Below are 25,127 nucleotides of genomic sequence, written 5' to 3' on the forward strand. Positions count from 1 at the left end.
ACGGGCCTGGTCATGCTGCCCAGGCCCGTCCTTTAAGCTACCACACGTAGGTGCCGACGGAACCGCCGGCCAGAGCCGAGCTCACGGTTTTGCCCTTGTATTGGATGTTGAATTGCTGCGGGTCGGTGCCGGAGTTCAGCACCACCAGCACTTTCTTGCCCGAAGGCGTTTTGTAGGCCACGTTGGGCAGGTTGGCGGGGGTGTCGGTGTCGATGCGGAAGGAGCCGGGGCGCACGAATTTGCTGGAGTGCGCCACGGCGTAGTAGGCCGGGTTGCGCGTCACGGCATTGCCCGAGATGGTGACGGCGCCCAGGCATTGGGAGCAGCCGCCAGCGGTGCGGGGGCCGTAGCTGGCGTTGCTGGCCAGGTTCCATTCCAGCACGTTCTTGGCCCAGTTGCGGGCGGCCCCAATTTCAAGGTCACGCACGTGGCCGGGGAAGTCGGTGAGCATATTGCCCGGGGCCTGGGTCCAGAACTCGGTAAAATAGAGCCCTTTGCTGGGGTAGGCGTTGTGCAGCTGTGTGAGCGCGTCCGAGAGCGGGCCGCCGTAGTTGTGGAAAGCGGTGCCCTCCACGTAGGGCCGGGCGGCGGCATCGTTTAGCACGGCCAGCGGGTAGTCGGGCCGGTCGGGGTTGTGGTCGTAGGCAATGATTTTGGTGGTGATGCCGGCGGCCGCGAAAGCCGGGCCGATGTTGTTCTTGATGAAGTTGGCCTGCTCGGTTGCGTCCATCAGCATGCTGGGCTCGTTGCCGCCGTAGAGGGGCTCGTTTTGCAGCGTCACGGCGTCGATGCGGATGCCTTCGGCGGCCATTTGCTGGATGTATTTCACGAAGTAGCGGGCGTAGGCATCGTAGTACTGCGGTTGCAGGTTGCCGCCCCGGGTAGCATTCACGGTCTTCATCCAAAGCGGGGCCGTCCAGGGCGAGCCCATGATTTTGATGTTGGGGTTGATGGCCAGAATCTGCTTCAATACCGGAATCAGGTCGGTGCGGTCGGGGCCCAGGCTGAACTGGGTTAAGTTGACGTCGCCGGCCACGTCATCATAGGTGAAAACGTGGTCGCTGAGGTCGGAAGCCCCGATGCTCACGCGCAGGTAGCTCACGCCCAGCCAGGTGCTGTCGGTGGCGAAAAGCTCGCGCAGCAAATCGGCCCGGTTGGTGGCGCTCATGGCGTTGATGACCGTGGCGCTGCCCCCGGTAAGGCTGTAGCCAAAGCCGTCCATGACTTGATAGGTCTTGGTGGTGTCGACGTTGATGGTCGGATAGGAGTTAGTGGGCGCGGCGAAGTTGAGCACCGTTTTCTGGCGGGCAAACAGAGCCGTGCGGTTGGTGTTGGTGAGCCAGAAGGCCACCTGCGATGGGCCGGTGGGCGTAGGGGGCGTCACCACAGGGGGGGTGGGGTCGGGGGTATCCTCGGTCTTTTTGGAGCAGCCCGCTCCGGCCAGCAATATTGCCGATAAGCACACGCCAATTAGTGGGTTACGATTCATAAGCTAAACAGTAACAGGGCGAAAAAATAAAGCCGGTGGCCCCTGCCGCAATGGGGGCCACCGGCCGGGTTACATCATTATTCGACCACCACGCGGCGGCTGGTGAGCTGGGTGCCCACCTGCAGCTTCACGAGGTAGGAGCCGGCGGCCAGCTGCTGCAGCGGGGCCAGGTCGGCGGTGTGCGCGCCAGCGGCCTGGTCGGCATTGAGCAGGCTCAGCACGCGCTGGCCGAGGGCGTTGTACACTTCCACGCTCACGGGCTGGGTGCCGCCGGCCACGGTGTAGCTCAGGGCGCTGGCGCTGGTGAGGGGGTTGGGGTAGGCGCTCAGGCCCAGGGCCTCGGCGGTGGCGGCGCGGCTGGCCAGCAGGCCGGTGCCGACCTGGTAGGTGTAGAACTGCGAGCGCGGGATGTTAGAGAAGTTAGGGTCGTTGCCGAGGTCGGTGGTCTGGCCGGCTACCTGGGGCAGCACGTCGGAATAGAAGTCGCCGTTGTCGGCCAAGTAGGCAGCCATCACGCGGAAGACATCGCCGGAAGCCGCGCCGCCGATGGCGCTCAGCGGGATTTCAAATTCCCAGCCGGTGGTGCTGTTGGCCGCCACGCTGGCGGTGGTGGAGTAGGCGGTGCGGGCGGCAGCGGGGTCGGCGGCGTCGGTCACAGCCACGCCGTTTTTGGGGCCGGTGCCCATGCCCACTTCGGGGTAGGTGGTGCCGGGCGTAGTGTAGTTCACGCGGCTCAGGTACATGGCGTTGTTAGCGTCATTCAGAGGCGATACGGTGATGCGGAAGCCGTAGTCCACCGGCATGTCGAGGGTGGGGCGATGCCGCAGCTGCGACGACGTGTTGCTGCTGCCAGGCAGGCGGGTGCCGGCCGCGATGCCGGTTTTGTTCGGGGCATCGAGGTACAGCACCAACGCGCTGTAGGCCGTTTGCTCGGGCGAGCCCACCACCATAATGTTGAGCGTGGTGGCCGTGGTGCCCATGTAAATGGCTTTCAGGCCGCGGTCGTTCACGGAGTGGGTGCCGGCGTAGGTGCCCAGCAACTGGTATTTGCCAACGCCGGTACCTACTTCGGCCGGGGCCAGCACGCCGTTCACGGTGAACTGGGCCTGCGCATTCAGGGAGCCGAGGCCCAAAGTGGCGAGAGCAGAAAGGGTAAAGAGCTTTTTCATGGGAATTTGACTTGAATTGTGAAAAATGTGGGAATGGGTAAAAAGATGGAAATCACAAGTAGAAAACTCAGGAAACCCTACCAGACGTAGGTGCCTACAGCCCCAGCGGGCAGTGTGGCCGCTACCTGCCGCCCGCCCTGGCGGATGTTGAAGGGCTGAGCCGCTGCACCGTCGTTCAGCACCACCAGCACGTGCTGGCCGGTGGGCGTGCGGAAGGCCACATTGGGCAACTTATCGGGCAGGGTGGAGGCAATGCGGACCGAGCCAGGCCGGGCAAACTTGCTGGCGTGGGCCACGATGTAGTAGGCCGGGTTGCGCGTTATGGCATTGCCGGCCAGCGTGATGGCGCCCAGGCATTCGGTGCAGCCGCCGGGCGTGTGGGGGTTCTGCTGCGGGTCGGCGGCCAGGTTCCACTCCAGCACGGTGCGCGCCCAGTTACGGGTGGCCCCGATGATGAGCGTGCGGGTGTGCCAGGCCAGGTCGCCGGGGAACTTGCCGGGCGCGCCAATCCATTGCTCGGTGAAGTAGACGTTTTTCTCGGGGTGCGCGTCGTGCACCTTGCCCAGCGCCTCGATGGGGCCGGCATAAAGGTGAAAGGCCGAGCCGTCGACGTACTGCGCCGCCTCAGCATCGTTGAGAATGGTGAGCGGGTAGTCGGGCCGGTCGGCGTTGTGGTCGTACACGATGATTTTCGTGTCGACTTTGGCCTTGCGGAAGGTGGGGCCGAGGCTCTTTTTGATGAATTCGGCCTGTTGCTCCGCCAGCATCAGCAGGCTGGGGTTGTTGCCGGGGTGCAGTGGCTCGTTCTGAATGGTGATGGCATCGATGCGAATGCCCTGGGCCTTCATCCCGGCGATGTATTTCACGAAATACCGGGCGTAGGCGTCGTAAAACTCGGGCTTGAGGCTGCCGCCTTTCGAGGCATCGTTGGTCTTCATCCAAGTGGGCGGCGACCACGGCGACCCCAGAATTTTCAGCCTGGGGTTGATGGCCAGAATCTCCTTGAGCACCGGAATGAGGTGCTTTTCATCGGGGGCGAGGCTGAACTTGGTCAGCTCCGGGTCGGTCTGGCCGGCGGGCAGGTCGTCGTAGCTAAACACCTGCGCATCGAGGTCCGACGCGCCGATGCTCACCCGCAGGTAGCTCACGCCAATGTTAGTGCCCTCGGTGCCGAATAATTCGCGGAGCAGCTTGGCACGCTCGGCCGCGCCCATCTGGTGCAGCAGCTCAGCGCTGCCGCCGGTAAGGCAGTAGCCGAAGCCGTCGATGGTCTGGTAGGTTTTGGCCTCGTCGACTTCGATGGTTGGGTTGGCATTCTTCGCCGTTGCGAACTTCAGCGGGCCAGCCTGGGGCTGGAACAGCACCGACTTATCGGCGGTAGTGAGCCAGGTGGTGACACCGGCGCTTGGGGCCGCGCCTTTGGCTTTAGGCGCGCCCTGGCCCAGTGCGCCTTGCGGCGCACCAGCCGCCAGCAGCGCCAGCAAGGCAACGGAAGTAACGAAAGGGCGGTGGGATTTTGGAAGCATGGAGGAGAGAGAAAGCAAGAATCGGCCGGGGCCTAAATGGCCCGGCGTACGTGGCCGCGCAGGCCGTACCACACGATGTAGGCGTAGCAGAGCACCGGCAGCGCCAGCGCCAGGCGCAGCGAGCTGGCATCGGCCACCAGCCCAAACAGCGGCGGGATGACCGCGCCGCCCACGATGGCCACGTTCAGCAGCCCGGAGGCTTCTTCGGTGTGGCGGCCCAGGCCGGCGACGGCCAGCGTGAAAATGGTGGCGAACATGATGGAGTTCATCAGGCCCACGGCCAGCAGGCTGTACATGGCCGTTTCGCCGGAGGTAGTGGCCGAAACCAGTACCAGTAGAATAGCGCCGACGGCCGCCGCCGCCAGCAACCGGCCAGGCTTGGCTTTATTGAGCAGATAAGCGCCCAGAAAGCGGCCCACCATAGCTCCGCCCCAGTAGTACGATACTTTGTAGCCGGCCAGCTTCGGGGCCATGTTCAGCACGTCGGGTTGGCCGAGGTAGCTCACGATGTGCGAGCCAATGGCAACTTCGGCCCCCACGTAGGCGAAAATGCCCACCATGCCAAGCACCAGGTGCCGGTAGTGCCAGGGGCGGCGGCTGGCGTCGTCGCTGGGGTCGGGCGTGTGCGTGATGACGGGCAGCTTGAGAAAGCTCAGCACCAAGCTGATGAAAATCAGCACGGCGCCGATGCAGAGGTAGGGCACCTGCACGGCGCGCACATCAATGGCATCGGCGGCGCGGGCAGCGTCGAGGTCGGGCAGGTGCGAGAGGATGAGAGCTGCGCCCAGCAGCGGGGCCACGTAGGTGCCCAGCGAGTTGAAGGCCTGCGTGAGCGTGAGCCGGGCCGGGGCCGATTCGGCTGGGCCCAGCACGGCCACGTAGGGGTTGCCGGCCACTTGCAGCAGCACCACACCCGTGGCCAGCACAAACAGCGCCCCCAGAAACAGGCCGTAGGAATGGCTATCGGCGGCCGGGTAAAACAGGAAGCAGCCCGCCGCCGCTACCACAAAGCCCATCAGCATGCCGCCCTTGTAGCCGAGGCGGCTCACGACCTTGCCCGCCGGGATGCCCATCACGAAATAGGCCCCGAAAAAGCACAGGTTGATGAGGTTGGCCTGGGCGTAGCTGAGCTGGAAAATGGCCTTGAGGTAGGGAATCAGAATGTCATTGAGACAGGTGATGAAGCCGAACGAAAAGAACAGCACCGTGAGGGCCGACAGGGCCGGCGCATAGCGCGGCGCGGCGGCGCCGGCCGGCACGGCGGAAGAAGCGGTAACTGGCGCGAAGACGGGGGCGGCCATTGGAAGTGTTTTCAGTGAGGAGTTGGCGTAGGGGCAGGCTCAGCATGACGGCCTTTCACCAGTCGGAAAAAATGTCGTTCCAGGGCAGGTACTAACTATTCCCACCATTTTCCCTGCCCCGAAACGACGGCTGGCACTACTAGTAGCCAGGGTTTTGTTGCAGCTGCGTGTTGGTGTTCAGCTCGCCCAGCGGGATGGGGAAGAGCAGGTAGTTGACGTCGCGGGTGCCGCGCTTCTGCGCAATCACGTCGAGGGCAGTGACGGCGTGCTGCACGGCGCTGTTGGCCTGCGTGTGGCGGGCGTAGCGCAGCAGGTCGAACCACCGCTCGCCTTCAAACGCCAGCTCGAGGCGGCGCTGCTTGTCGATTTCGGTGCGCAGGGTGGCCTGGCTGGCGGCCTCGGGGCTGGCCGGGGTGAGAGCGGGCAAGCCGGCGCGCTGTCGGATGGGGTTCAGGTAATCGAGCACGGCCTGGGCCGGGTTGTTGAGCTCGTTGCTGGCTTCGGCGGCGGCGAGGTACACTTCGGCCAGACGCAGCACGTAGTAGTTGTCGCTCGAGTTGAAGCCGCTGCCGTCGCTGCGCCACTTGTACACGAAGGGGCCGCGGTCGTTGGCCCCGGGGCCGCGGCCCTGCACGTAGCTGGCGTGGCTGCGGCCCACGTTCACGGAGCCCTGGTAGCTCCAGCGCTGGTCGTTGATGGTGTCGACCACCGAGGTCAGGTCGGTGGGGCGGGCCGCGCTGCCGCTCACAAACAGCGTGGGCAGGTTAAACTTCGCAAACGAATACGTGGCTGCCGGCAAGGGCAGCAGCAGGTCGGGCAGGGTGAAGGAGGTACCCCCATCGGCGCTGCCCGAAAACTGGATTTCAAAAATTGACTCCCCTTTGTTGTCGGCCGGGAAAAGGGAGTTGAAGCCCTGCAGCGAGTAGCCGCCTTTGCCGCTCAGCACCAGGTTGGCAGCGTCTTTGGCGGCGGCCCAGTTGCGTTGGGTGAGCTGCACGCGGGCCAGCAGGGCATTGGCGGCGCCCTTGGTGGCGCGGGCGGGGTTCACATCGGCCATGAGGCCGGCCCCGACGGTCAGGTCTTCCACGATGCGGGCGTACACCTGGTCGGTAGCGGCGCGGGGCAGGTTGAGCACGGCGGGGTCGCCGGTTTCGGTGGGTTCCAGGCGCAGGGGCACGGCCCCGTAGAGGCGCACCAGATTGAAGTAGCTCAAGGCCCGCAGGAAGCGGGCTTCGCCCAGAATCTGGTCGCGGCGGGTGGCGTTCATGCCGGCCACGCCGGGCACGTACTTGATAACGGCGTTGGCCCGGTTGATGGTGCGGTAGTTGTCGCGGTACGCGTCGCCCACCTGGCCCGTCGACGAGTTCCAGTTGATGTCGTCGAGCGCCCGCACGTCGTTGTTGTTGCTGGTGCAGTCGTCGGACGGCATGTTGCCCACCAGGTTCAGCACCTCGGCGTAGCAGCCCTTGCTTTGCAAGCCATCGTAGGCGGCTGTAAGCGACGCCTCGGCGTCGGTGGCTGATTTAAAAAAGTTGGAAGGCGCGATGGTCGTCAGCGGCTCCTTGTCCAGCACGTTGCAGCCCGAGAGGAGCAGCATCGCGGAAGCAACAGGAATGAAATATTTTTTCATGGGAATTAGAAGGCTAGGCAAACAAGCGGCTTAGAACGAGGCGTTGAGGCCCACGGTGTAGGTGCGCGTCTGGGGGTACACCCCAAAGTCGCGGCCCTGGCCGGTGGTGGAGAAAGGGTCGGAGCTCACTTCCGGGTCGTAGCCCGAGTAGTGCGTCCAGGTGGCCAGGTTCTGGCCGGTCACGTAGAGGCGCAGGTTGCTCAGGGCGGCGTGTTTGATGAGGCTAACCGGCAGGTTGTAGGCCAGGGTCAGGTTTTTGAGGCGCACGTAGGAGCCGTCCTCGATGAAGCGGTCCGAGTAGCGGGCGTTGCCGTTGGGGTCGGCGGCAATGGCGCGGGGCACGTTGGTGTTCGTGTTGGTGGGCGTCCAGCGGTTGAGCACGCGGGTGGTCTGGTTCAGCGGGTCGCGCATACTTTCCAGCGTCTCACGGTTCTGGTTGTAGATGTCGTTGCCGAAGCTGCCCTGGAAGAAAATGCTCAGTTCCAGGCCTTTGAAGGTGAAGGTGTTGGTCACGCCGGCAATCGACTTGGGGTTGGGGTTGCCGATAATCGTGCGGTCCTTGTCGTTGATGATGCCGTCGTTGTTCAGGTCACGGAAGCGGATGTCGCCGGGGGCCGTTTTGCCGGGGCTCTGCTTAGCGGCGGCGTCAACCTCGGCCTGGTTCTGGAAGATGCCCTGCACCTGATAGCCGTAGAACACGCCCAGTGGCTGGCCCGTGAGTACAAAGCCGTTGCCGGATTCGAGGCGGCGGTCGGCAATTTTTCCATCACTGTTCACCGCCTGACCCAGGTCGAGCACCTTGTTGCGGTTCATGGTGAAGTTCAGGTTGGTGGTCCAGCCAAAGCCGTTGACAGGCTGCACGTTGTTGGTGGTCAGGCCCAGCTCCAGGCCCTGGTTCTGGATGCTGCCCACATTCTGCAGAATCCGCAGGTCCTCGGCGCCGGTGCTGGGCGGAATGCTCACCAGGAGCAGCAAGTCCTTGGTGTGTTTGCGGTACACGTCGGCCGTGAAAGTGAGGCGGTTATTGAGCAAGCCCAGGTCCAGGCCGCCGTTGTACTGGTAGGTGGTTTCCCACTTCAGGTCGTTGTTGCCGATGGCGCTCTGCGTGATGCCCGGAGCCACCGTGATGCCCGTGCCGGGGTAGCTGTAGCCCACACCGTACTGCGAGAAGCGCTGGTAAGTGTAGAATTCCTGGTTGCCGTTGGCGCCAAAGCTGCCGCGCAGCTTCAGGTCCGACACCACCTTGTTCTCGGGGAAGAAGGCTTCCTTCGACACGCGCCAGCCCACGCTGGCGGCGGGGAAGTAGCCGAATTTCCGGCCCTCGCGGAAACGGCTGGAGCCGTCGGCCCGCAAGCTGAGCGAGGCCAGGTAGCGCTGGTCGTAGTCGTAGGTGGCGCGCCCAAAGAAGCTGAGCAGGCCCCACTGGTCTTCGTAGCTGCTGGGCTTGTTGAACACCGACACGCCCGACAGGAACGGCACGGCGTTGGCGGCGTAGCCCTTGCCGCTGGCGCTAGACGTGAAGCGGTCCGAGGCCTGCATCGATTCGCCGGCCAGCAGCGTCAGGTTGTGCTTGTCGCCCAGGCTGGGACGGTAGGTAAGGGTATTCTCCTGCAGCCAGATAACCTGCTGGTTGGTGCCGGTGCGCCCGGAGCCCTTATTGGCCTCGGCTGTGCCGGGGGCTGAGGTGCCAGGGTAGTCGCGGGTGATGAATTCGTTCTCAATCTGCGAGCGGAAGTCGATGCCGGCCGTCGAGCGCAGAGTCAGGTTTTTCAGAATGTCCAGCTCGGCGTACACGTTGCCGATAACCTGATAAATTACGGCCTTATTGCTGGTCTCCAGTAGGTTGCCGATGGGGTTGTCGAAGTTGCGGGCGAAGGGGTTCACCGCGTACGTGCCGTCGGGGTTGCGCACCGGCATGGTCGGAATCGAGGCCAGGGTGCCCAGCACCGTGCCCGAGCTGCCGGCGCCGTTCTCGCTACGCGAGCTGTTGTTGTTGTTGGTCCGGCTCAGGTTGAGGCTGGTGCCGGCCCGGAAGCGGCTGCTCAGCTGCTGGTCGAGGTTGAGCTTGAAGGTGTAGCGGTCGAAGCCCGAATTCAGGCTGATGCCGTCCTGCTTGAAGTAGCCGCCCGACAGGTAATAGCGGGTTTTGTCGGTGCCGCCGCTCACGTTCAGCTGGTAGTTCTGGATGTTGGCCGGCCGATACACCTCGTTTTGCCAGTCGGTGTTGGTGCGCACTGTGTCGGGGTTGTAGGCCGGCGACAGGCCCGCGTTCACCTGCTCGTCGTTGTAGAGGGCGGCAAACTGCTTACCGTTCAGCAAATCCAGCTTTTTGCGAATGGTCTGGCGACCGAAGTAGGTGCTGAAACCCACCGTGGCCTTGCCCACCTTGCCCCGCTTAGTGGTAATCACCACCACGCCGTTGGAAGCACGCACGCCGTAGATTGCCGATGCCGCGCCGTCCTTCAGCACGTCGATGCTCTCGATGTCGTTGGGGTTGATGGCGTTGAGCGGGTTGGGGCGTTGGGCACCCACGGCCAGCTCCTGGTCGTAGGTGGGCAGCACCGGAATGCCGTCAATCACGTACAGCGGCGAGGCATTCAGACCGATGGTGGCGTTGCCACGAATCCGCACGTTGATGCCCGCGCCGGGCGCGCCGCTCGGGGCCGTCACCTGCACGCCGGGGGCCTGGCCCTGCAGGGCCTGGTCGAAACCGGCCACCGGCTGGCGCTCAATGGCCGCCGAGTTCACTGAGGTAACGGCCGTGGTCAGCTCCTGGCGGCTCTGGGTGCCGTAGCCCACCACCACTACTTCGTTCAGGGCCTGCTGGTCGTCCTTCAGCGCAATGGCCAGAGTGCTGGTGGCGCCGGTTACGGCCACTTCCTGCCGCCCAAAGCCCACCGAGCTGAATACCAGCGTGCTGCCTTCCGGGGCATTCAGCGAAAACGAGCCATCAGCGCCGGTGGTGGTGCCAATGGTGGTGCCTTTCACGAGCACCGTAACGCCGGGCAGGCCTTCGCCATTAGCCGAAGTCACGCGGCCCGACACGGGCACGTCCTGCACGGCGGCACCGGCGGCGGTAGCAGCGTGACCGGTGCTGGCCATCGTCTCCGGCTTGCTGATAATCAGGTAGTAATCGTCGCGGATTTTCTTGAAGCGCAGGTCGGCTTGCGGCAGCACGGCGGCCAGCTTGTTGTCCAGCGTAGTCACGCCGGCCTGGGGCACCACGCGCTTGCTGCCCACCAGCGAGCTTTCATAGAAAATGGTGACGTGGTGGTCTTTTTCCCACTGGTGGAGCAGGGCTTTCAGGGCCACGCTTTCGCCGGCTACCGGCGCGGGCGCTGCCGAGCCCGGGGCGGGCTGCTCCTGGTGGAAAGCCAGCAGCTGGGCCGCCGCCGGCATGGCCGAGGCCTGAAACACCAGCATTCCCGCCGTCAGGCAAGCCGGCAGGGCGTATTGCCGGCGCAGATGCGTAATGGGTTTATTCATGGTTTATGGGAATTTTTGTGAAAAAGGTGGGATACAAATGGGTGGAGTAATCGTTTGAAAACCAGTATTATTTGGTGACGGTGTTATCAGAGAGCACAATGCGGTCCGCCTCGCGAGTGGCCTTCAGGTGGAAGGTTTCTTGCAGGGCCTGGAGCAGCACTTCGAGGTCGCCCACGGGCACGGTGCCGGTCATGCGGCGCTCGCTGAGCTCGGGGCTGTTCACCACCACTTCCACGCCGTAGGTGTCCTGCAGGCGGGTGGCCAGCTCGGCAATGCTGGTTTCTTCCAGCACCAGCTTGGCGTCTTTCCAGGCGGCGTAGGGGGCGGTGCGCACGGCCTTGTGCACGGCGGCCAGGGGCTGTGAATCACGGGTTTCCAGCAGCTCGCCGGGCTTCAGAATCACGTCGGGGCGACGCTGGTCGTCGAAATCAACCCGCACCTTGCCCGAGAGCAGCACCACCCGCGCCTGGTCGCGGCGGCGGTACACGGTGAACTTAGTGCCCAGTACTTCCACTGCGAAGCCAGCGCGGGTGTGCACCACAAAGCGCTGGTTGTTGGGCTGGTGCTTCACCGAGAAGTAGCCTTCGCCATCGAGCCACACTTCGCGCGGCTTATTAGCCGCCCAGGAATTGGCGTAGCGCAGCGTGGAATGGCCGTTCAGCGTCGCTTCGGAGCCGTCGGGCAGTTTGATGGTATCGACCTGGCCGTAGGCCGTGGCCACTTCCTGCGGGGCGGGCACGCGCTGCGAATACAGCAGCCAGCCGCTGCCGGCCACGGTTCCGGCAAGGGCGGCGGCCGCAGCCCAGCGCCGCCAGCGCGGCGCGGCCACAGTGGCCGGCTCCGGCTCGCCAAAGCCCAGTTTCAGGTGCAAGGAGTTTAGTAACGCGTCGTAGTTGGGTTCTTCGGCGGCTACGGGGATGCTGGCCGGCGCGGCGACCAGGGCGTCCCAGTGCCGGCGCATCCAGGGCTCGGCCAGGAGCTGGTTGGCGGGCTCGGCCAGCCAGGCGGCTACAGCCTCGGTTTCGGCCGCTGTGGTGAGCCCGGCGAGGTAATTTTGGAAAAGGTCTTCGGTAACGGAAAAAGCCATGGGCTAGTGAAAAAGGCGGGGGTTCGAAATAGCTGGGAGGTAACAGCCAGTATTTCTGAGTGGTAGAGGGCAGGGTGAGTGTGGACTTACAAGCCGTTGGGGCATGGTTCCCCAATCGTTTGCAGTAATACACCGCTAGCGCCTAACACCCTTACTGGCTTCTGAAAAAAAATTAAGAATTGGCAATGGCCACCCACAGCAGCAGGGCCACGATGCTTTCGCCGTGGGCCTGGAAGTAGCCGCGCAGGAATTTCAGGGCCTGCGTCATCTGGGCTTCCACGGTTTTCACCGACAGGTTGAGCTGCTGGGCGATTTCGGGGTAGGAGAGACCCTGCTGCCGGCTCAGGATGAAAATCTCGCGGCGCTTGGGCGGCAACTGTTCCAGAGCGGCCTGGTAGAGGGATTCGAGCTCCGCAAATTCTACCTCGTTGGCCACCTGCCCAGGCACCAGGCCGGCACTATAGGTCTGGAAGCGGTTGCGCTGCTGCTGCCGCCGCAGCTGGTTGAGAATGGCGTTATGGGCCGTGGTGAACAGGTAAGCTTTCAGGGGCACGTCGTCGCGCAGCTGCTCGCGCTTTTCCCAGATTTTCAGAAAGCACTCCTGCACAATTTCCTCGGCGTCGGTGCGCGACTTGAGGTAGCCGTAGGAAAACCGGTAGACCAGCGCACTGTAATGCCGAAACAGGGCATCAAAGGCCCGTTCGTCGCCCTGGTTGAGGCGGCGCAGGCAATCCAGCTCCGAAAATTCGCGCGCTATTTCCACGCAGGCTCAGGGTAAAACAAAGCTAAAATTAACAATTAGCTAATAAGAAAAATACCCTCAGGATAGTTTTTGGGCCATTCATTCTCCCTCTGGGTAGTGGGGCCAAATCGGAATGAACCTTTACGGCCGAGCTTCCTCTAAAGCATTAATCGGCGCCCGCCAGCTTGCTAATATCCTGCAAGATGCAAACCCGGCAGGCTTCTCCGGCCAACCGGGCTTGCGGGGTGAGACGAAATTTCTCACTAAAATAGAAAACCGTTGCTTCTCCGGCTGCATTCGCTGCCGCCGGGGGCACGAAATCAAAAAAGAGCGGCTGCCGCATGGCAGCCGCTCTTTTAAAGTAAAGCGGAAACCAGAAAGTCGCTATTCTTGCTCTCGCACCACGCGCTTGTGCACCAAGCCCTCGCGGGTATCAAGCACCAGCGAGTACACGCCCGGTGCGAGGGCGCTCAGGTTGAGGCGGCCACCGGTGAGGCGGGTGGTGAGCACGGCCTTACCCAGCGCATCGTATACCACGGCCGGGGTGCCTTCCAGCGCTACCGGGCCGGTGATAGTGAGCAGGCCGGCGGTGGGGTTGGGGTAAAGGCTGAACTGGGCCGCGAAGGCGCTTTCGCGCACGGCCAGCGGGCCGCTGATGCGGGCCAGCGTGTTGGTGCTCTGGGCCAGGTTGGCGAGCGAGTCGGTGGTGGCGACGCGGCGCCCGTCGAGGGGCGCGTAGATTTCCAGGCTGCCTTTGAGGAGCGAGTCGGCGGCCATGGCCAAGATTTCGTCCTGGTTCATGCCGGCGCGGAAGAACATCCAGTCGCGGAACTGTACGCGGGTGGGGGCGGCGGCCCCGCCGAGGTCGAAGCGGGTGGGGCGTAGGCGCTCCTGCACGGTGCCTTCGCGCACGCTGTCCACGTAGAGCATGGTGGCGCCGCGGGCGTAGTAGTGCGTGAGCACCAGCTTGTGCCAACGGTTATTGGTCACCGGCACCGTGCCCACAATGCTCTGGCCTTTGGCCGACTGATACGTTACTACGCCGGCGCTGCTCACGTTGATGGTGCCAGCCGCGATGCCCGCGCTGTCGCGGATTTCCACGAGCCGGCCCGCGCCGCCCGTCTTGAAGCGGATGGCCTGGGTGAAGGGATGCACAATTTCCTCGGGCACCAGGCGGATGATGTTGGTGGCTACACCGTTGGTTTTGGTGAGGGTGATGCCGTTGCTAGCCTTGCGGCGGGGCAGAGCCTTGTTGGCGTTGAGCGCATCAAACAGTGAGGGCACCAGCGTGTACATCATTTCGGGGTGGCCGAGGTCGTTGGGGTGCAGAGCATCCCACCAGTAGCCGGCGGCGTAGCGGCCGTTGCCGTCGTCCACGCCACCAAGCAAGTTGACGCTGGGCACGTTCCAGCCGTGGATGAGCAGGTTCATCTGGCGCACGAAGGTGTACTGCGTGGCCGCGTAGTCGTTGCGGCCGTAGCCCAGGTTCACCACCGGAGTCAGACCATCGGCGCGGGCCAGGCCGATGATGCGCTGCAGGTTGGTGCGGAACTGGTCGAAAATGGGCTGGCCGCCGGTGATGATGCCTTCGTTGCCGAGCACCAGGCCCACCATTACGTACTTGCTGCCGGTGGGCAGCACGTCGTTCTCGAAGCGGCCGAGTACGTCGTTGGTGTTGTTGCCGGGCACGCCCAGGTTGGTAGTCACCCAGGGGCCGCCGGTGCCGGCGGTGGCGCGGCGCGTCAGCAGCTCGGAGTAGAGCGTGGAGTAGCCGCGGTTGTTGGTCGCGCCCACGCCGGTAATCACCGACGAGCCGATGAAGGCGATTTTGTTCGGGTTTTGCGGGTAGTAGGCTTGCAGCAGCAGGTCATCGAAATACACCGTGCCGGTGGCCGTGCCGGCCGCATTGCGCCACACGGCAGCGGCTTTCACAAAGGCCGTGCCCGTGGGGATGGTGCCAATGGCCTCCAGCTTAGTCCAAGCGTTTGTGGGCGAGGTGGCCACCAACGAGTCGGACTTGAACCTGCCCAGCAGCGCTTGGTTGCTGCCGTAGTACAGTAGCTCCAGGTGCGCCGACTGGCTGCCGCTCAGCGCGGCGGCCGAGGGGTTGTAGAAGTAGCCGCTCAGCCGGTAGGAATTCACGCCCGTAGCGGCGCGGTAGCTAATTTGCTGTTCCAGCCCCAGGCTGCCGCCCGTGAACTGGGCGGCGTAGGTGCCGACGTGCTTGGTCGAGGTGTTCACCGTGGCAGCCGCGCCGGTGCCGCGCGCCACCGTGGTCCAGAAGTTCAGGTTGCCCAGCTCGAAGCCGGGGTTCTGGAAGGCGTAGTTCACCACCGGCGCCGTGCCGCGGCCGGGCACAATGTCGATGCGCATCAGGTTGAGGTAGGCATACGAACCCACTGTTTTGCTCAGCTCCATTGTGATAACGCCGCTGCCATCGGCCGAGATGGTATCCGAGTCGGTTATCGTGTTGTTGTTGCCGGCGTAGCCGTTGGCGCCCACGTTGGCGCCGGTGGTGGTTTGGGTGATGGTGCTGACGGTAGCCCCGGTGAAGCGGTACTGCGACACCCGCGTTTCGGTGGTGGCGTTGCGGCTGCCGAAGACGTGGAATACGTAGCGCTTGGTGGGGTCGAAGCCGCTCATGCGGAGCGTGGCCGTGCTGGTCGAGCCGGTGCCCTGCACGAAGAAGTAGTCCTGCGTGGCCGTGGCAATGGCGTATTGGCCCAGCAGCGCCGCGCTCGGAGCCAGCAATCCGCCGGTAGCAATGCCATTGGTGAGGAAGTTGGGCCCCACTTTGAGCTTGATGCCGGTGGCCGCATTGGCTCTGTCTACCAGCCTGAAAGTGTCGGCCACGCCGGTGTTGTTCAGGATGTTGTTCCAGTAGTTGCCGTTGGCGTCGGGGCTGGGCGTGATGTTGCCGTTGGTCACGTCGTTGGGGCCGAAATCGGCCAGTAGCGAGCGCACCGGCACCGTCGTCTGGGCCTGCGCCGAGTTCACGGCCAGCATGCTCAGGGCCAGAAGGATTAGTGGTCTTTTCATACGAAAGGGTGGGGTTATAATGGTAAATAGGCAGTGGCAAATGATTAATGGTCAGTGGAAAGCAGGGCTTGATTATTCACTGCTGACTATTAATTATTGCTCTTTCACGATTTTCAATTGCTGCGCCTGGCCGGGCAGCGCGACGTGCAGCAGGTACACGCCAGCAGGCAGAGAATCCAGCTGAGTCAGTTCCAAAAGGGTGGTACCGGCAGCGAGCTTCACCGCTTCCGAATGCACCACGCGGCCCATGGCATCGGTGATGCACCAGTGGCACCCAGCACTATTAGGGCAGGAAGTATGCTCAAGCCACGGCCAGCCTTTTTCCGGCGGAGTGTCATAGAGTCGAGTTCTTGCATGGGGGAATTCTCGTTGGAGGTTGGAGTTCAGAGGAGTAAAAGGGCGGCGGTTTTGCCCGCAGGCAGCATCGCCACCAAACGATTGCAGTCGTGCGCCGCAAACGTTTGGGGTATTACACCGAACCGGCCAAGTACCCTTATCAGCCCCCGCAATAATTTTTCGCAAATCCCCTTCCCAGTACGTCCGGGCTGCAACTAATCTGTCCTGTCTATCCTGATGTTCTGCTGCCCCGTTTTAGCTGCTGGTTGCCCCGGTGTGCTGCTTCCGCAGCACCAATGTCAGCAACGCGCCATTCCCGCCCGAAAACCCCGAACGCAAAAAATCCCGGCCGCTGCTGCGACCGGGATTGTTGCTGTAGAGAGAGGACTCGAACCTCTAATTTTACTAGCGAGATAGGCTAGCGCGTCTGCCAATTCCGCCACCCCACAAGGTTTGATAATTCAAAGTTACAAAAAAGAATTGTCAATAAAAATATAATTCTTCAGATTGTCTTATTGTTAAATTTTGATAATCAGGCAAAATGCTGTTTAGGGCATAGCATTTCCCAAGTCTAAAACCTGCTGTACGTGCTGAAAGCAAAGATTTTTCCTTCCGTCGCCTGACTTTTATCTTTGTTAGAATAAAAAATAAAAATGGTGAATGCCAGCTCCATTCGCAAAATCATCCATTTGGATATGGATGCATTTTATGCTTCGGTGGAGCAACGCGACCACCCCGAACTGCGCGGACGGCCCGTGGCGGTGGGCGGCGCACGGGAGCGCGGCGTGGTGGCGGCGGCCAGCTATGAGGCCCGGCAATTTGGGGTGCGCTCGGCCATGCCGAGTGCCACGGCGCTGCGCAAATGCCCGGAACTGGTGTTCGTGCCGCCGCGCTTCGCGGTGTATAAGGAAGTATCACGTCAGATTCGGGCCATCTTCGCCGAATACACGCCGCTGATTGAGCCCGTGTCGCTCGACGAGGCTTACCTCGACGTGACGCACAACCTTAAGCAGTTGGACTCGGCCACCCAGATTGCGCGGGAAATCCGGGCCAAAATTCTGGCCGAAACCGGGCTCACGGCCTCGGCGGGCATTTCCTACAATAAGTTTCTGGCCAAGCTGGCCTCCGACTACCGCAAGCCCAACGGGCAGTTTGTGGTGCGTCCCGCGCAGGGGCTGGCCTTCGTGGAAGGGCTGGCGGTGGGCCAGTTCCACGGCGTGGGCCCCGTGACGGCGGCGCGCATGAATGAGCTGGGCATCTTCACCGGGGCCGATTTGCGGGCCCAGACGGTGGAGTTTTTGCACCAGCACTTCGGCAAGGTGGGGCGCTACTACTTCGCCATTGCGCGGGGCGAGGACGAGCGGCCCGTGGTGGCCGACCGCTTGCGCAAGTCCATGGGCTCGGAAAACACCTTCGCGCAGGATTTATGGGAGTTCTCGGACCTAATCGAAGCCTTGCAGCCGCTGCTGGAAGACGTGTGGGAATACTGCCAGCGCAGCGGCATCCGGGGGCGGACGGTGACGCTGAAAGTGAAATTCGGCGACTTCCAGCAAATCACGCGCAGCCGCAGCGGCGTGGGCCTGGTGCCGGGGCCGGAAGTGCTGGCCCGCATTTGCCGGGAGCTGGTGGCGGGCCTGTTTCCGCTGGAAAAGGGCGTGCGCCTGCTGGGCGTCACGCTTTCCAATCTGAGCAATGCGCAGGAGGGCGCGGGCCGGCAGCTTACGCTGAGCTTCTGATGGGGCATTCCGCAACCTTTGTCGGTTCTTTTTCGACTTTGGGAGCAATTACTGGTGCGATTCTGGTTAAGGAAGCATCATCTTTACCCTTTGGCCCGTCAGGGCACGGGTGCTGGCCCCGGCCGAAACTATTCTCCTTTCTTCACTAGACCTCTCCGCATGCAATTCCCCCGCTTTAAACTGGGATTATATTCCACTTCCGTGCTGGCCCTGCTGGGGCTGGCGTCCTACTCGGTGTACCAGGGCACGCCGCCGCGCGACCAGGTGGTGCTCGGCGTGATGATGCAGGGGCTGAACCAGCTCCACTACCAGCCCGAGAAGATTGACGACCAGTTTTCGCAGCGCGTGTACGACCTGTACCTCAAGCGCATCGACGTGAACAAGCAGCTGCTGCTGGCCCCGGAAGTGGCCCAACTCAGCCAGTTCAAAACCCAGATTGACGACCAGATGCGCGGCGGCACCCACGAGTTTCTGGACGCTACGAGCGCGCTGCTGGCCAAGCGCATGCCCGAGATTCAGGCCCTCTACCGCCAGATTCTGGCCCAGCCCTTCGACTTCTCGGTGCAGGAAAGCTGGGAAACCGACCCCGCCAAGGCCACCTACGCCGCCAACGCCGCCGAGCAGCGCGAGCAGTGGCGCAAGATGCTGAAGTACCAGACCCTGGCCCGCCTGTCGGAAATGATGGACGACGAGGCTAAGAAGAAGGACAAACCTCTGGCTGCCACCAAAGTCGGGGCCTCGCCGGCCAATACGACCGAGAAATCCCGCACCCCCGCCGAGATGGAGGCCGAAGCCCGCAAGCGCGTGCTGAAGTACTACGACGAGATTTTTACCGACCAGCTGCAGATTGATTCCAACGACCGCCTGGCCGCCTTCGCCGAGGCCATTGCCAACAGCTACGACCCGCACACGGACTATTTTGCCCCCATTGCCCGCGAAAACTTTGACATTCAGATGTCGGGCCGGCTGGAGGGCACGGGGGCCCAGCTGCAGGAAGACGAAGGCAAGCTCAAGGTTGTCGACATCGTGCCGGGCTCGGCCTCGTCGCGGCAGGGCGAATTGAAGGTGGGCGACATTATTCTGCGCGTGGGCCAGGGCGCGGCCGAGCCCGTGAGCGTGGAAGGCATGCGCCAAGACAAGGCCGTGAAGCTCATTCGCGGCCCTAAGGGCACGGAAGTGCGTCTCACGGTGCGCAAGCCCGACGGGGCCATCCAGGTCATTCCCATCATCCGCGACGTGGTGGTGATTGAAGACACGTATGCGCAGTCGGCCCTCATCAAGCAGGGCGGGCGCACCTACGGCTACCTCAACCTGCCCGGCTTCTACGCCGATTTCAGCGGCAAGGGCGGGCGCAGCAGCGCGGCCGATGTGAAGGCCGAGCTGGCCAAGCTCAGCAAGGAAAACGTGGCCGGCGTGGTGCTCGACCTGCGCTACAACGGCGGCGGTTCGCTACGCGACGCCGTGGACATGGGCGGCCTTTTTGTGCCCACCGGCCCCATGGTGCAGGTGAAGACCAGCCGTGGCCCGGCCCAGCCCGTGGCCGATACCGACCCCGCCGTGCAGTACAGCGGCCCGCTGGTGGTGCTCGTGAACAAGTATAGCGCCTCGGCTTCCGAGATTCTGGCCGCCGCCATGCAGGACTATCACCGCGCCATCATCATGGGCAGCACCACCTACGGCAAGGGCACGGTGCAGCAGGTGTTCGACCTGGACAATGCCGTGAACGCGCAGGCCAACGCCCTCAAGCCGCTGGGCTCGCTCAAACTCACCATCCAGAAGTTTTACCGCGTGAGCGGGGGGTCGACCCAGTTTAAGGGCGTGACGCCTGACATTATGGTGCCCGATGCGCTGGCCTCCTACGCCAAAGGCGAGCAGGAATCGGAATACCCGCTGCCCTGGGATGAGATTGCGCCCGCCGCGTTCCAGCCCGCCAACACGCTGCCCGCTCTGGCTCCGCTAAAAGCCGCCAGTGCCGCCCGCGTGGCCGCCAGCCCCGGCTTCCGGCTCATCACCGAGGCCGCCCAGCGCGCCACCCTGCGCCAGAAGCAAACCGTGCTGTCGCTGAACCTGGCCGCCTACCGCACTCAGCAGGTGGAGGCCCGCGCCATCAACAAGCAGCAAACGGACGCCCAGAACGCCTTGGCCGTGCTCGACGTGGCCGCCCTGCCCGCCGACGCCCGCCCGGCGTCCGACTCCGTGGCTGCTAAGCGCCTGGCCCGCTTCCTCAAGCCCCTCCGCAGAGACCCCGCCCTGGCCGAAGCCGTGGCCGTGATTGGCGACCAGCTGAAGTAATCCGAAGCCACTTTAGATGCAAAACGCCCCCGTTGCTGCCGAGCGACGGGGGCGTTTTGCCAAGTGCCGGATAAAATGGTTTACCCCCATCGAACATGAAAGCAGCGTTGCTAACTTCCTTGGCGAGGCCTCTTTTTGGCGCTGAAAGGAGTGGGCCGGGTTTAGGATAAACCGCCAGTCCCGATGTTTGCAGCGTAGAATAAACGTGTGCGATGGTCCTGTGTTCTTTTAGCTGTGTCAATGCCTGATTCCGTCGCTGTTCCTCCGCTGCCCGCTGCCGTGTTCGCCCAATTTTCGGCCGATGAGCTGCTGGCGGGCATCTTTGCTACTTCCATCACGGCGCTGGTGCTGCTGAAGCCCGTGTGGGACGATGCCGGCACAACGGTGGTGGATTTCACTTTTGAGCTGCTCAGCGAGGCTGCTCAGCGGATGCTGAACCAGCCCGCCCAGCCCACCAAAACCCATCTGGAACTGGTGCCAGGCACGGCGGAGCCCGGGGGTATTTTCGATTTTTTCCGGCAGACGCTGGCCTCGGACCAGGTTGCCCAGCGCAGCTTCTACTACCACCGCGACGGTTTCGATGCGTATTACCGCCTGGCCGCACGCCGGGTCGGTTCCGGCCTGCTGGTGAGCTTCTCCGACACCGCCGACGAGGAGCGTACTCCCATGGAACAGGCCCTGCGCGAAAGCCAGGCCCGCGAGCAGGCCGCCCTGGCCCAGGCCGAGCTGGAGCGCACCCGCCTGCAGGAGCTGCTGACGCAGGCCCCCGTGGCCATTGGCCTGTTTGAAGGCCCCGAGCTGCGCATCACTGTGGCCAACGAGCGCATTGCCGCCCTGTGGGGCCGCCCCCTGGCCGAGGTGCTGGGCCGTCCCCTGCTGGAGGCCGTGCCCGAGCTGCGCGGCCAGGGCTTCGACGAGTTGATGACGCAGGTACGCCTGACCCAGCAGCCCGTGACCGGCACCGAAGCCCCGGCGGCCATGTGGCGCGATGGCCAGATGCGCACCACCTACTACAATTTTGTGTACCAGCCCCTCTACGATGCCGCCGGGGACGTGCGCGGCGTGGTAGACGTGGCCATAGAAGTGACAGAACAGGTGCTGGCCCGCCGCTCCGTCGAGGAAAAAGAACAGCAAACCAACCAGCTCAACGAGGAGCTGGCCGCCACCAACGAAGAGCTTCAGTCCGCCAACGAGGAAATTCGCAGCAACATCGAAGCGCTGCACCGGGCCCAGCACGCCCTGCGCGAGCTCAACCAGGAGCTGGAAGCCCGCGTGGCCGACCGCACCCACGCCCTGAACCAAGCCCTGGCCGAAACCGAGGAGCAGCGCGAGCACCTGCGCAAGCAGCAACGGCTGCTGACGCAGGTGCTGAGCCAGGTGCCCGCCTCGGTGGCCACCCTGGAAGGCCCCGAGCACCGCTTCAGCTTCTTCAACGCTGCTTACCAGCGGCTGGCCGGGGGGCGGGCGCGGCTGGGCTTCACGGCGGCCGAAGTGCTGCCCGAAGTGGTGCCGCAGGGTTTTATTGAGCTGCTGGACGGGGTGTATGCCACTGGCAAGCCCTACGTGGGGGTTGAGATGCCGGCCCTGCTCTACGACGACCATACGGGGCAGCCCGAGCAGCGATACATCGACTTCGTGTACCAGCCCCTCACCAACGAGGCCAACGAGCCCCACGGCATTCTGGCCTTCATCGTCGATACCACCGACAAGGTGCTCAGCCGCCAGCTGGTGGCCCAGGCCAACGACGGCCTCACCACTGCCAACACCGCCCTCGATGCCACCAACCGGCAGCTCACCCGCACCAACGCCGACCTCGACAACTTTGTGTACGCGGCCAGCCACGACCTGCGCCAGCCCATCAACAACCTGATGGGCTTGTTTGAGGAACTGGAACGAGTGGTTTCCTTCGCCGACCCCGCCGAAGAGGCATTGCTGCTGCCCATGCTGCACCAGGCCCTGCACCAGCTCAGTACCACCATCGACGACCTGGCCCTGGTGGGCCAGACGCAGCGAAACGCGGGTCTGCCCACCGAACCCGTCTCTTTGCAGGAGCTAACCCAGGAAGTGCTGCAAACCCTGCAACCCCAGATGCAGGCCGCCCGTGCCCGCGTCACCGTCGACTTTACGGCCGCGCCCACGGTGGTGTATTCACGGGCGAACCTGCGCACCATTCTGCTCAACCTGCTCAGCAACTCGCTCAAGTACGCCGACCCCGCCCGGCCCTGCCGCGTCCACGTTTCGGTGTGGAAGGACAATGGCCAGCCCGTTCTGCTGGTGGAAGACAACGGCTTGGGCTTTAACATGCACCGCCACCAGGACGAACTGTTCCAGCTTTTCCGCCGCTTCCACACCCACACCGAAGGCACGGGCGTGGGCCTCTACCTCATCAACCGTATTGTGCAGGGCAATGGCGGCCGCATTGAGGTGGAGAGCGAAGTGGGGGAGGGCACCTCGTTCCGGGTGTATTTGTAGGGGTGGGAGATAGTGAGGACTTGTGACCGTCGGGCCCCATGAACGTCATGCAGAGCGCAGCGAAGCATCTTTACCGTGTAGCTTGTAGCTAATCTATTCGATTGAATTACTACTGCGGTAAAGATGCTTCGCTGCGCTCTGCATGACGGCCTTTTTGCGCGTTGCGTACCGTTCTTTGCAGCGCTCAAATACCCTACAATCCCCCATGAAAGCCTTTATTTTCGACCTCAACGGCACCATGGTGCACGACATGGAGTACCACACCCGCGCATGGCAACAGCTCTTCAACGAAGACCTGGGCGGCAGCTTCAGCTGGGACGAGGTGAAGCCCCAGATGTACGGCAAAAACCGCGAAGTGCTGGTGCGCGTCTTCGGCCCCGACCGCTTCACGGGCGAGGAAATGGACCGGGTTTCGCTCGAAAAGGAAAAGCGCTACCAGCGCGAATTCCTGCCGCATTTGGCCCTGCTGCCGGGCCTCATGGCATTTTTGGAGAAGGCCCACCAGCGGGGCATTCCCATGGCCATCGGCTCGGCCGCCATCCCGTTCAACATCAATTTCGTGCTCGATAACCTCAACATCCGGCATTACTTCCAAGCCATCGTGAGCGCCGACGACGTGACCGTGAGCAAGCCCAACCCCGAAGTTTTCCTGCGCTGCGCCGAGCTGCTCGGCGTGCCGCCCACCGATTGCCTCGTGTTTGAAGACGTGCCCAAAGGGGCCGAGGCCGCCCAAAATGCCGGCATGAAAGCCGTGGTGCTCACCACCACCCACCTCGAAGCCGAGTTCGAACACCTGCCCAACGTGCTGCACTTCGCCCCGGATTTTACCGACGAATTCATGCGGGGTTTGGTGGAATAGCAAAAACTGTCATTCCGACGAAGGAGGAATCTGAGAACGGAGCGTTAGCGGTTTAATCCAGATTCCTCCTTCGTCGGAATGACAATTCCACGTTACGGCAGCACCGCCACCCGCACCGCAGACGGGTGCCCGGCATCGTGGTATAGCTTGATGGTGGCTTTTTGGAAATCCTTGGCCTCGGCTGAGGCAATGGGCACGAAGGTCTGCGGGTTCCTGTCCACGAGCGGGAACCAGGTGCTTTGCACCTGCACCATCAGCCGGTGGCCTTTGGCGAAGGTGTGGAGCACGTCGGGCAGCTCGTATTTTACTTCAGTGGGCTGGTTGGGCGTAAAGGCTTCGGGCTTGGAGAAGCTGTTGCGGAAGCGGCCGCGCATCACCTCGGCGCGCACGAGGCGCTGGGTGCCGTCGGGCTGCTCGTCGATGACTTTCACAATGAAGTCGGCGTCGGTGCCGGAGGTGCTCACCCACAGGTCGGCGGTGAGCGGACCGGCCAGCGAGAGGTCGTTGGGCAGGGTTTCGGTGCGGAAGGTAAGCACGTCGGAACGCTTGGCAGCGAAGCGCTGGTCTTCAATCATGTACTCGTTGTTGCGCTCGCCGTGGACGCCATCGGTGTAGGGCACCGGGTTGGCTGGGTCGCTGAGGTATTCGTTGGGCTTCTGACCAGCGGATGGAGCGGTGAACGTTAGGGTATTCGCCTGCTGGAAAAATAGGGCCCGAGATTCAGCTTTGGGTGGCCAGGCCGGGTAGGTTTTCCACTCGTTGGTGCCGGTATTGAATACCGTGGCTTCGGCCGGGTTGAAGGAGCCTTTGTCCTTCAGGTAGTAGTTGAAAAACGGCGTTTCCAGCGTCTCGCGGTACGTTTGGGCGGTGTTCGAGCCAAAGCTGAGCGGGCCGAACTTGCTCCACTCGGGCCGGGCCCAGGCGCCGTGCGTCCAGGGGCCCATCACGAGGCGGTTGGTGGCGCCGGGGCTCTGCTTTTCGATGGCCTTGTAGGTGTTCAGCGCCCCGTATAGGTCTTCTGCATCAAACCAGCCGCCCACCACCAGCACAGCCGGCTTCACGCCCGCGAGGGCGGTGCGGATGTTGCGGCTTTGCCAGTAGGCGTCGTAGGTTTCGTGCTGCTGGTACTCGTTCCAGATGCGGGCGCGGTTGTTGAAATACTGCGGGCCGTTGGCGTTTTTGATGGGGCCGAGGTCGAGGAAAAACTTGTAAGCATCCTTCGTCTCAAACTTGAACAGCGGCTCATAATTCGCCACCGGCTTAGGGCGCGGCACGTCGAAGTAGTTGGTGAACTCAAAGTTGTCGAGCAGGAAAAACGCGCCCTTGTGCCGGGCATCGTCGCCAATAAACTCGTCCGTAACCGGGGCCTGGGGCGACACCGCTTTCAGGGCCGGGTGGGCGTTGGGCAGCGCCGCCGAGGCGTAGAAGCCGGGGTAGCTGATGCCCATCATCCCCACGCGCCCGTTGTTGCCGGGCACGTTTTTGAGCAGCCACTCAATGGTGTCGTAGGTGTCGGTGCTTTCGTCGTGGGGGGCAGATTTATTCCCGCTGGCCTTCGCGCCCGTCGTCAGAGCCGGGGTCATTTCCTCAAACTGGCCCTCGCTCATGTACCGCCCCCGCACGTCCTGATACACGAAAATGTACTTCTCCGCCGACAGTTCCCGGCTGGGACCAGGGCCGCGCAGCCGGTACTTGCTTTCCCCGTACGGCCCGGCCGAGTACGGCGTGCGCGTCATCAGAAAAGGGTAAGGCGTGGCCGTGGAGGCATCTTTCGGCACGTAAATGACGGTGTAGAGCTTCACGCCGTCGCGCATGGTAATCTGCCGGTCGAGCTTGGTGTAGTTTGCCTTAACAAAGGCGGAATCCTGGGCGCGGGGCGAAGTTTGGGCCTGGGCGGCGGGCGTGGCGGCAAGCAGGAGGACGGCGAGGAGCAGGCGAGGCATGGTGGGAAGAGGCGTAGAAG

16 protein-coding genes and 1 tRNA gene are annotated in these 25,127 nt (G+C 63.0%); 4 read left to right on the forward strand and 13 right to left on the reverse strand.

The window, feature by feature from the left end:
* Window positions 1-37: 37 nt before the first annotated feature.
* From ACYU7Q_RS00680 to ACYU7Q_RS00735, 12 genes are all read right to left on the reverse strand, one after another.
* The gene (locus ACYU7Q_RS00680) at window positions 38-1,489 is read right to left on the reverse strand and encodes a glycoside hydrolase family 30 protein (protein WP_460607506.1); all 1,452 of its coding nucleotides are present in this window, start codon (window positions 1,487-1,489) and stop codon (window positions 38-40) included.
* A 77-nt stretch (window positions 1,490-1,566) separates the two neighbouring features.
* Entirely contained in the window at window positions 1,567-2,658 is a 1,092-nt protein-coding gene (locus ACYU7Q_RS00685) for a T9SS type A sorting domain-containing protein (protein ID WP_460607507.1), read from the reverse strand.
* 77 nt (window positions 2,659-2,735) lie between these two features.
* On the reverse strand, window positions 2,736-4,184 hold the full coding sequence (locus ACYU7Q_RS00690; RefSeq protein ID WP_460607508.1) for a glycoside hydrolase family 30 protein: 1,449 nt from the start codon (window positions 4,182-4,184) through the stop codon (window positions 2,736-2,738).
* 32 nt (window positions 4,185-4,216) lie between these two features.
* Window positions 4,217-5,485, reverse strand: coding sequence for a sugar MFS transporter (locus ACYU7Q_RS00695; RefSeq protein ID WP_460607509.1), 1,269 nt, complete (start codon window positions 5,483-5,485; stop codon window positions 4,217-4,219).
* Window positions 5,486-5,624: 139 nt separating this feature from the next.
* Window positions 5,625-7,115, reverse strand: a complete 1,491-nt coding sequence (locus ACYU7Q_RS00700; RefSeq protein ID WP_460607510.1) for a RagB/SusD family nutrient uptake outer membrane protein — start codon at window positions 7,113-7,115, stop codon at window positions 5,625-5,627.
* 30 nt (window positions 7,116-7,145) lie between these two features.
* Window positions 7,146-10,601, reverse strand: a complete 3,456-nt coding sequence (locus ACYU7Q_RS00705) for a SusC/RagA family TonB-linked outer membrane protein (RefSeq protein WP_460607511.1) — start codon at window positions 10,599-10,601, stop codon at window positions 7,146-7,148.
* A 67-nt stretch (window positions 10,602-10,668) separates the two neighbouring features.
* On the reverse strand, window positions 10,669-11,688 hold the full coding sequence (locus tag ACYU7Q_RS00710; protein ID WP_460607512.1) for a FecR family protein: 1,020 nt from the start codon (window positions 11,686-11,688) through the stop codon (window positions 10,669-10,671).
* Between the two features lie 172 nt (window positions 11,689-11,860).
* On the reverse strand, window positions 11,861-12,451 hold the full coding sequence (locus tag ACYU7Q_RS00715) for an RNA polymerase sigma-70 factor (protein WP_460607513.1): 591 nt from the start codon (window positions 12,449-12,451) through the stop codon (window positions 11,861-11,863).
* 145 nt (window positions 12,452-12,596) lie between these two features.
* Window positions 12,597-12,773, reverse strand: a complete 177-nt coding sequence (locus ACYU7Q_RS00720; RefSeq protein ID WP_460607514.1) for a hypothetical protein — start codon at window positions 12,771-12,773, stop codon at window positions 12,597-12,599.
* A 41-nt stretch (window positions 12,774-12,814) separates the two neighbouring features.
* Window positions 12,815-15,469, reverse strand: coding sequence for a GDSL-type esterase/lipase family protein (locus ACYU7Q_RS00725; protein ID WP_460607515.1), 2,655 nt, complete (start codon window positions 15,467-15,469; stop codon window positions 12,815-12,817).
* A 93-nt stretch (window positions 15,470-15,562) separates the two neighbouring features.
* Entirely contained in the window at window positions 15,563-15,718 is a 156-nt protein-coding gene (locus ACYU7Q_RS00730; protein ID WP_460607516.1) for a T9SS type A sorting domain-containing protein, read from the reverse strand.
* Between the two features lie 460 nt (window positions 15,719-16,178).
* Window positions 16,179-16,254 (reverse strand) — tRNA-Asp (locus ACYU7Q_RS00735).
* Between the two features lie 246 nt (window positions 16,255-16,500).
* Here ACYU7Q_RS00735 and dinB point away from each other — a divergent pair.
* From dinB to ACYU7Q_RS00755, 4 genes are all read left to right on the forward strand, one after another.
* Window positions 16,501-17,541 (forward strand): DNA polymerase IV, encoded by a 1,041-nt coding sequence (gene dinB, locus ACYU7Q_RS00740; RefSeq protein ID WP_460607517.1) that lies wholly within the window; start codon window positions 16,501-16,503, stop codon window positions 17,539-17,541.
* Between the two features lie 159 nt (window positions 17,542-17,700).
* Window positions 17,701-19,833 carry a carboxy terminal-processing peptidase gene (locus ACYU7Q_RS00745; RefSeq protein WP_460607518.1) on the forward strand — a complete coding sequence of 711 codons (2,133 nt, stop codon included), beginning with the start codon at window positions 17,701-17,703 and terminating at the stop codon, window positions 19,831-19,833.
* A gap of 240 nt (window positions 19,834-20,073) precedes the next feature.
* Complete coding sequence (locus ACYU7Q_RS00750; protein WP_460607519.1) at window positions 20,074-22,305, forward strand: PAS domain-containing protein; 2,232 nt, start codon at window positions 20,074-20,076, stop codon at window positions 22,303-22,305.
* A 205-nt stretch (window positions 22,306-22,510) separates the two neighbouring features.
* Complete coding sequence (locus tag ACYU7Q_RS00755; RefSeq protein WP_460607520.1) at window positions 22,511-23,164, forward strand: HAD family hydrolase; 654 nt, start codon at window positions 22,511-22,513, stop codon at window positions 23,162-23,164.
* Window positions 23,165-23,256: 92 nt separating this feature from the next.
* Here the strand turns inward: ACYU7Q_RS00755 and ACYU7Q_RS00760 are convergent, their stop codons facing one another.
* Complete coding sequence (locus tag ACYU7Q_RS00760) at window positions 23,257-25,107, reverse strand: CocE/NonD family hydrolase (RefSeq protein ID WP_460607521.1); 1,851 nt, start codon at window positions 25,105-25,107, stop codon at window positions 23,257-23,259.
* Between the last annotated feature and the right edge of the window lie 20 nt (window positions 25,108-25,127).

Source organism: Hymenobacter terrigena, assembly GCF_054776515.1.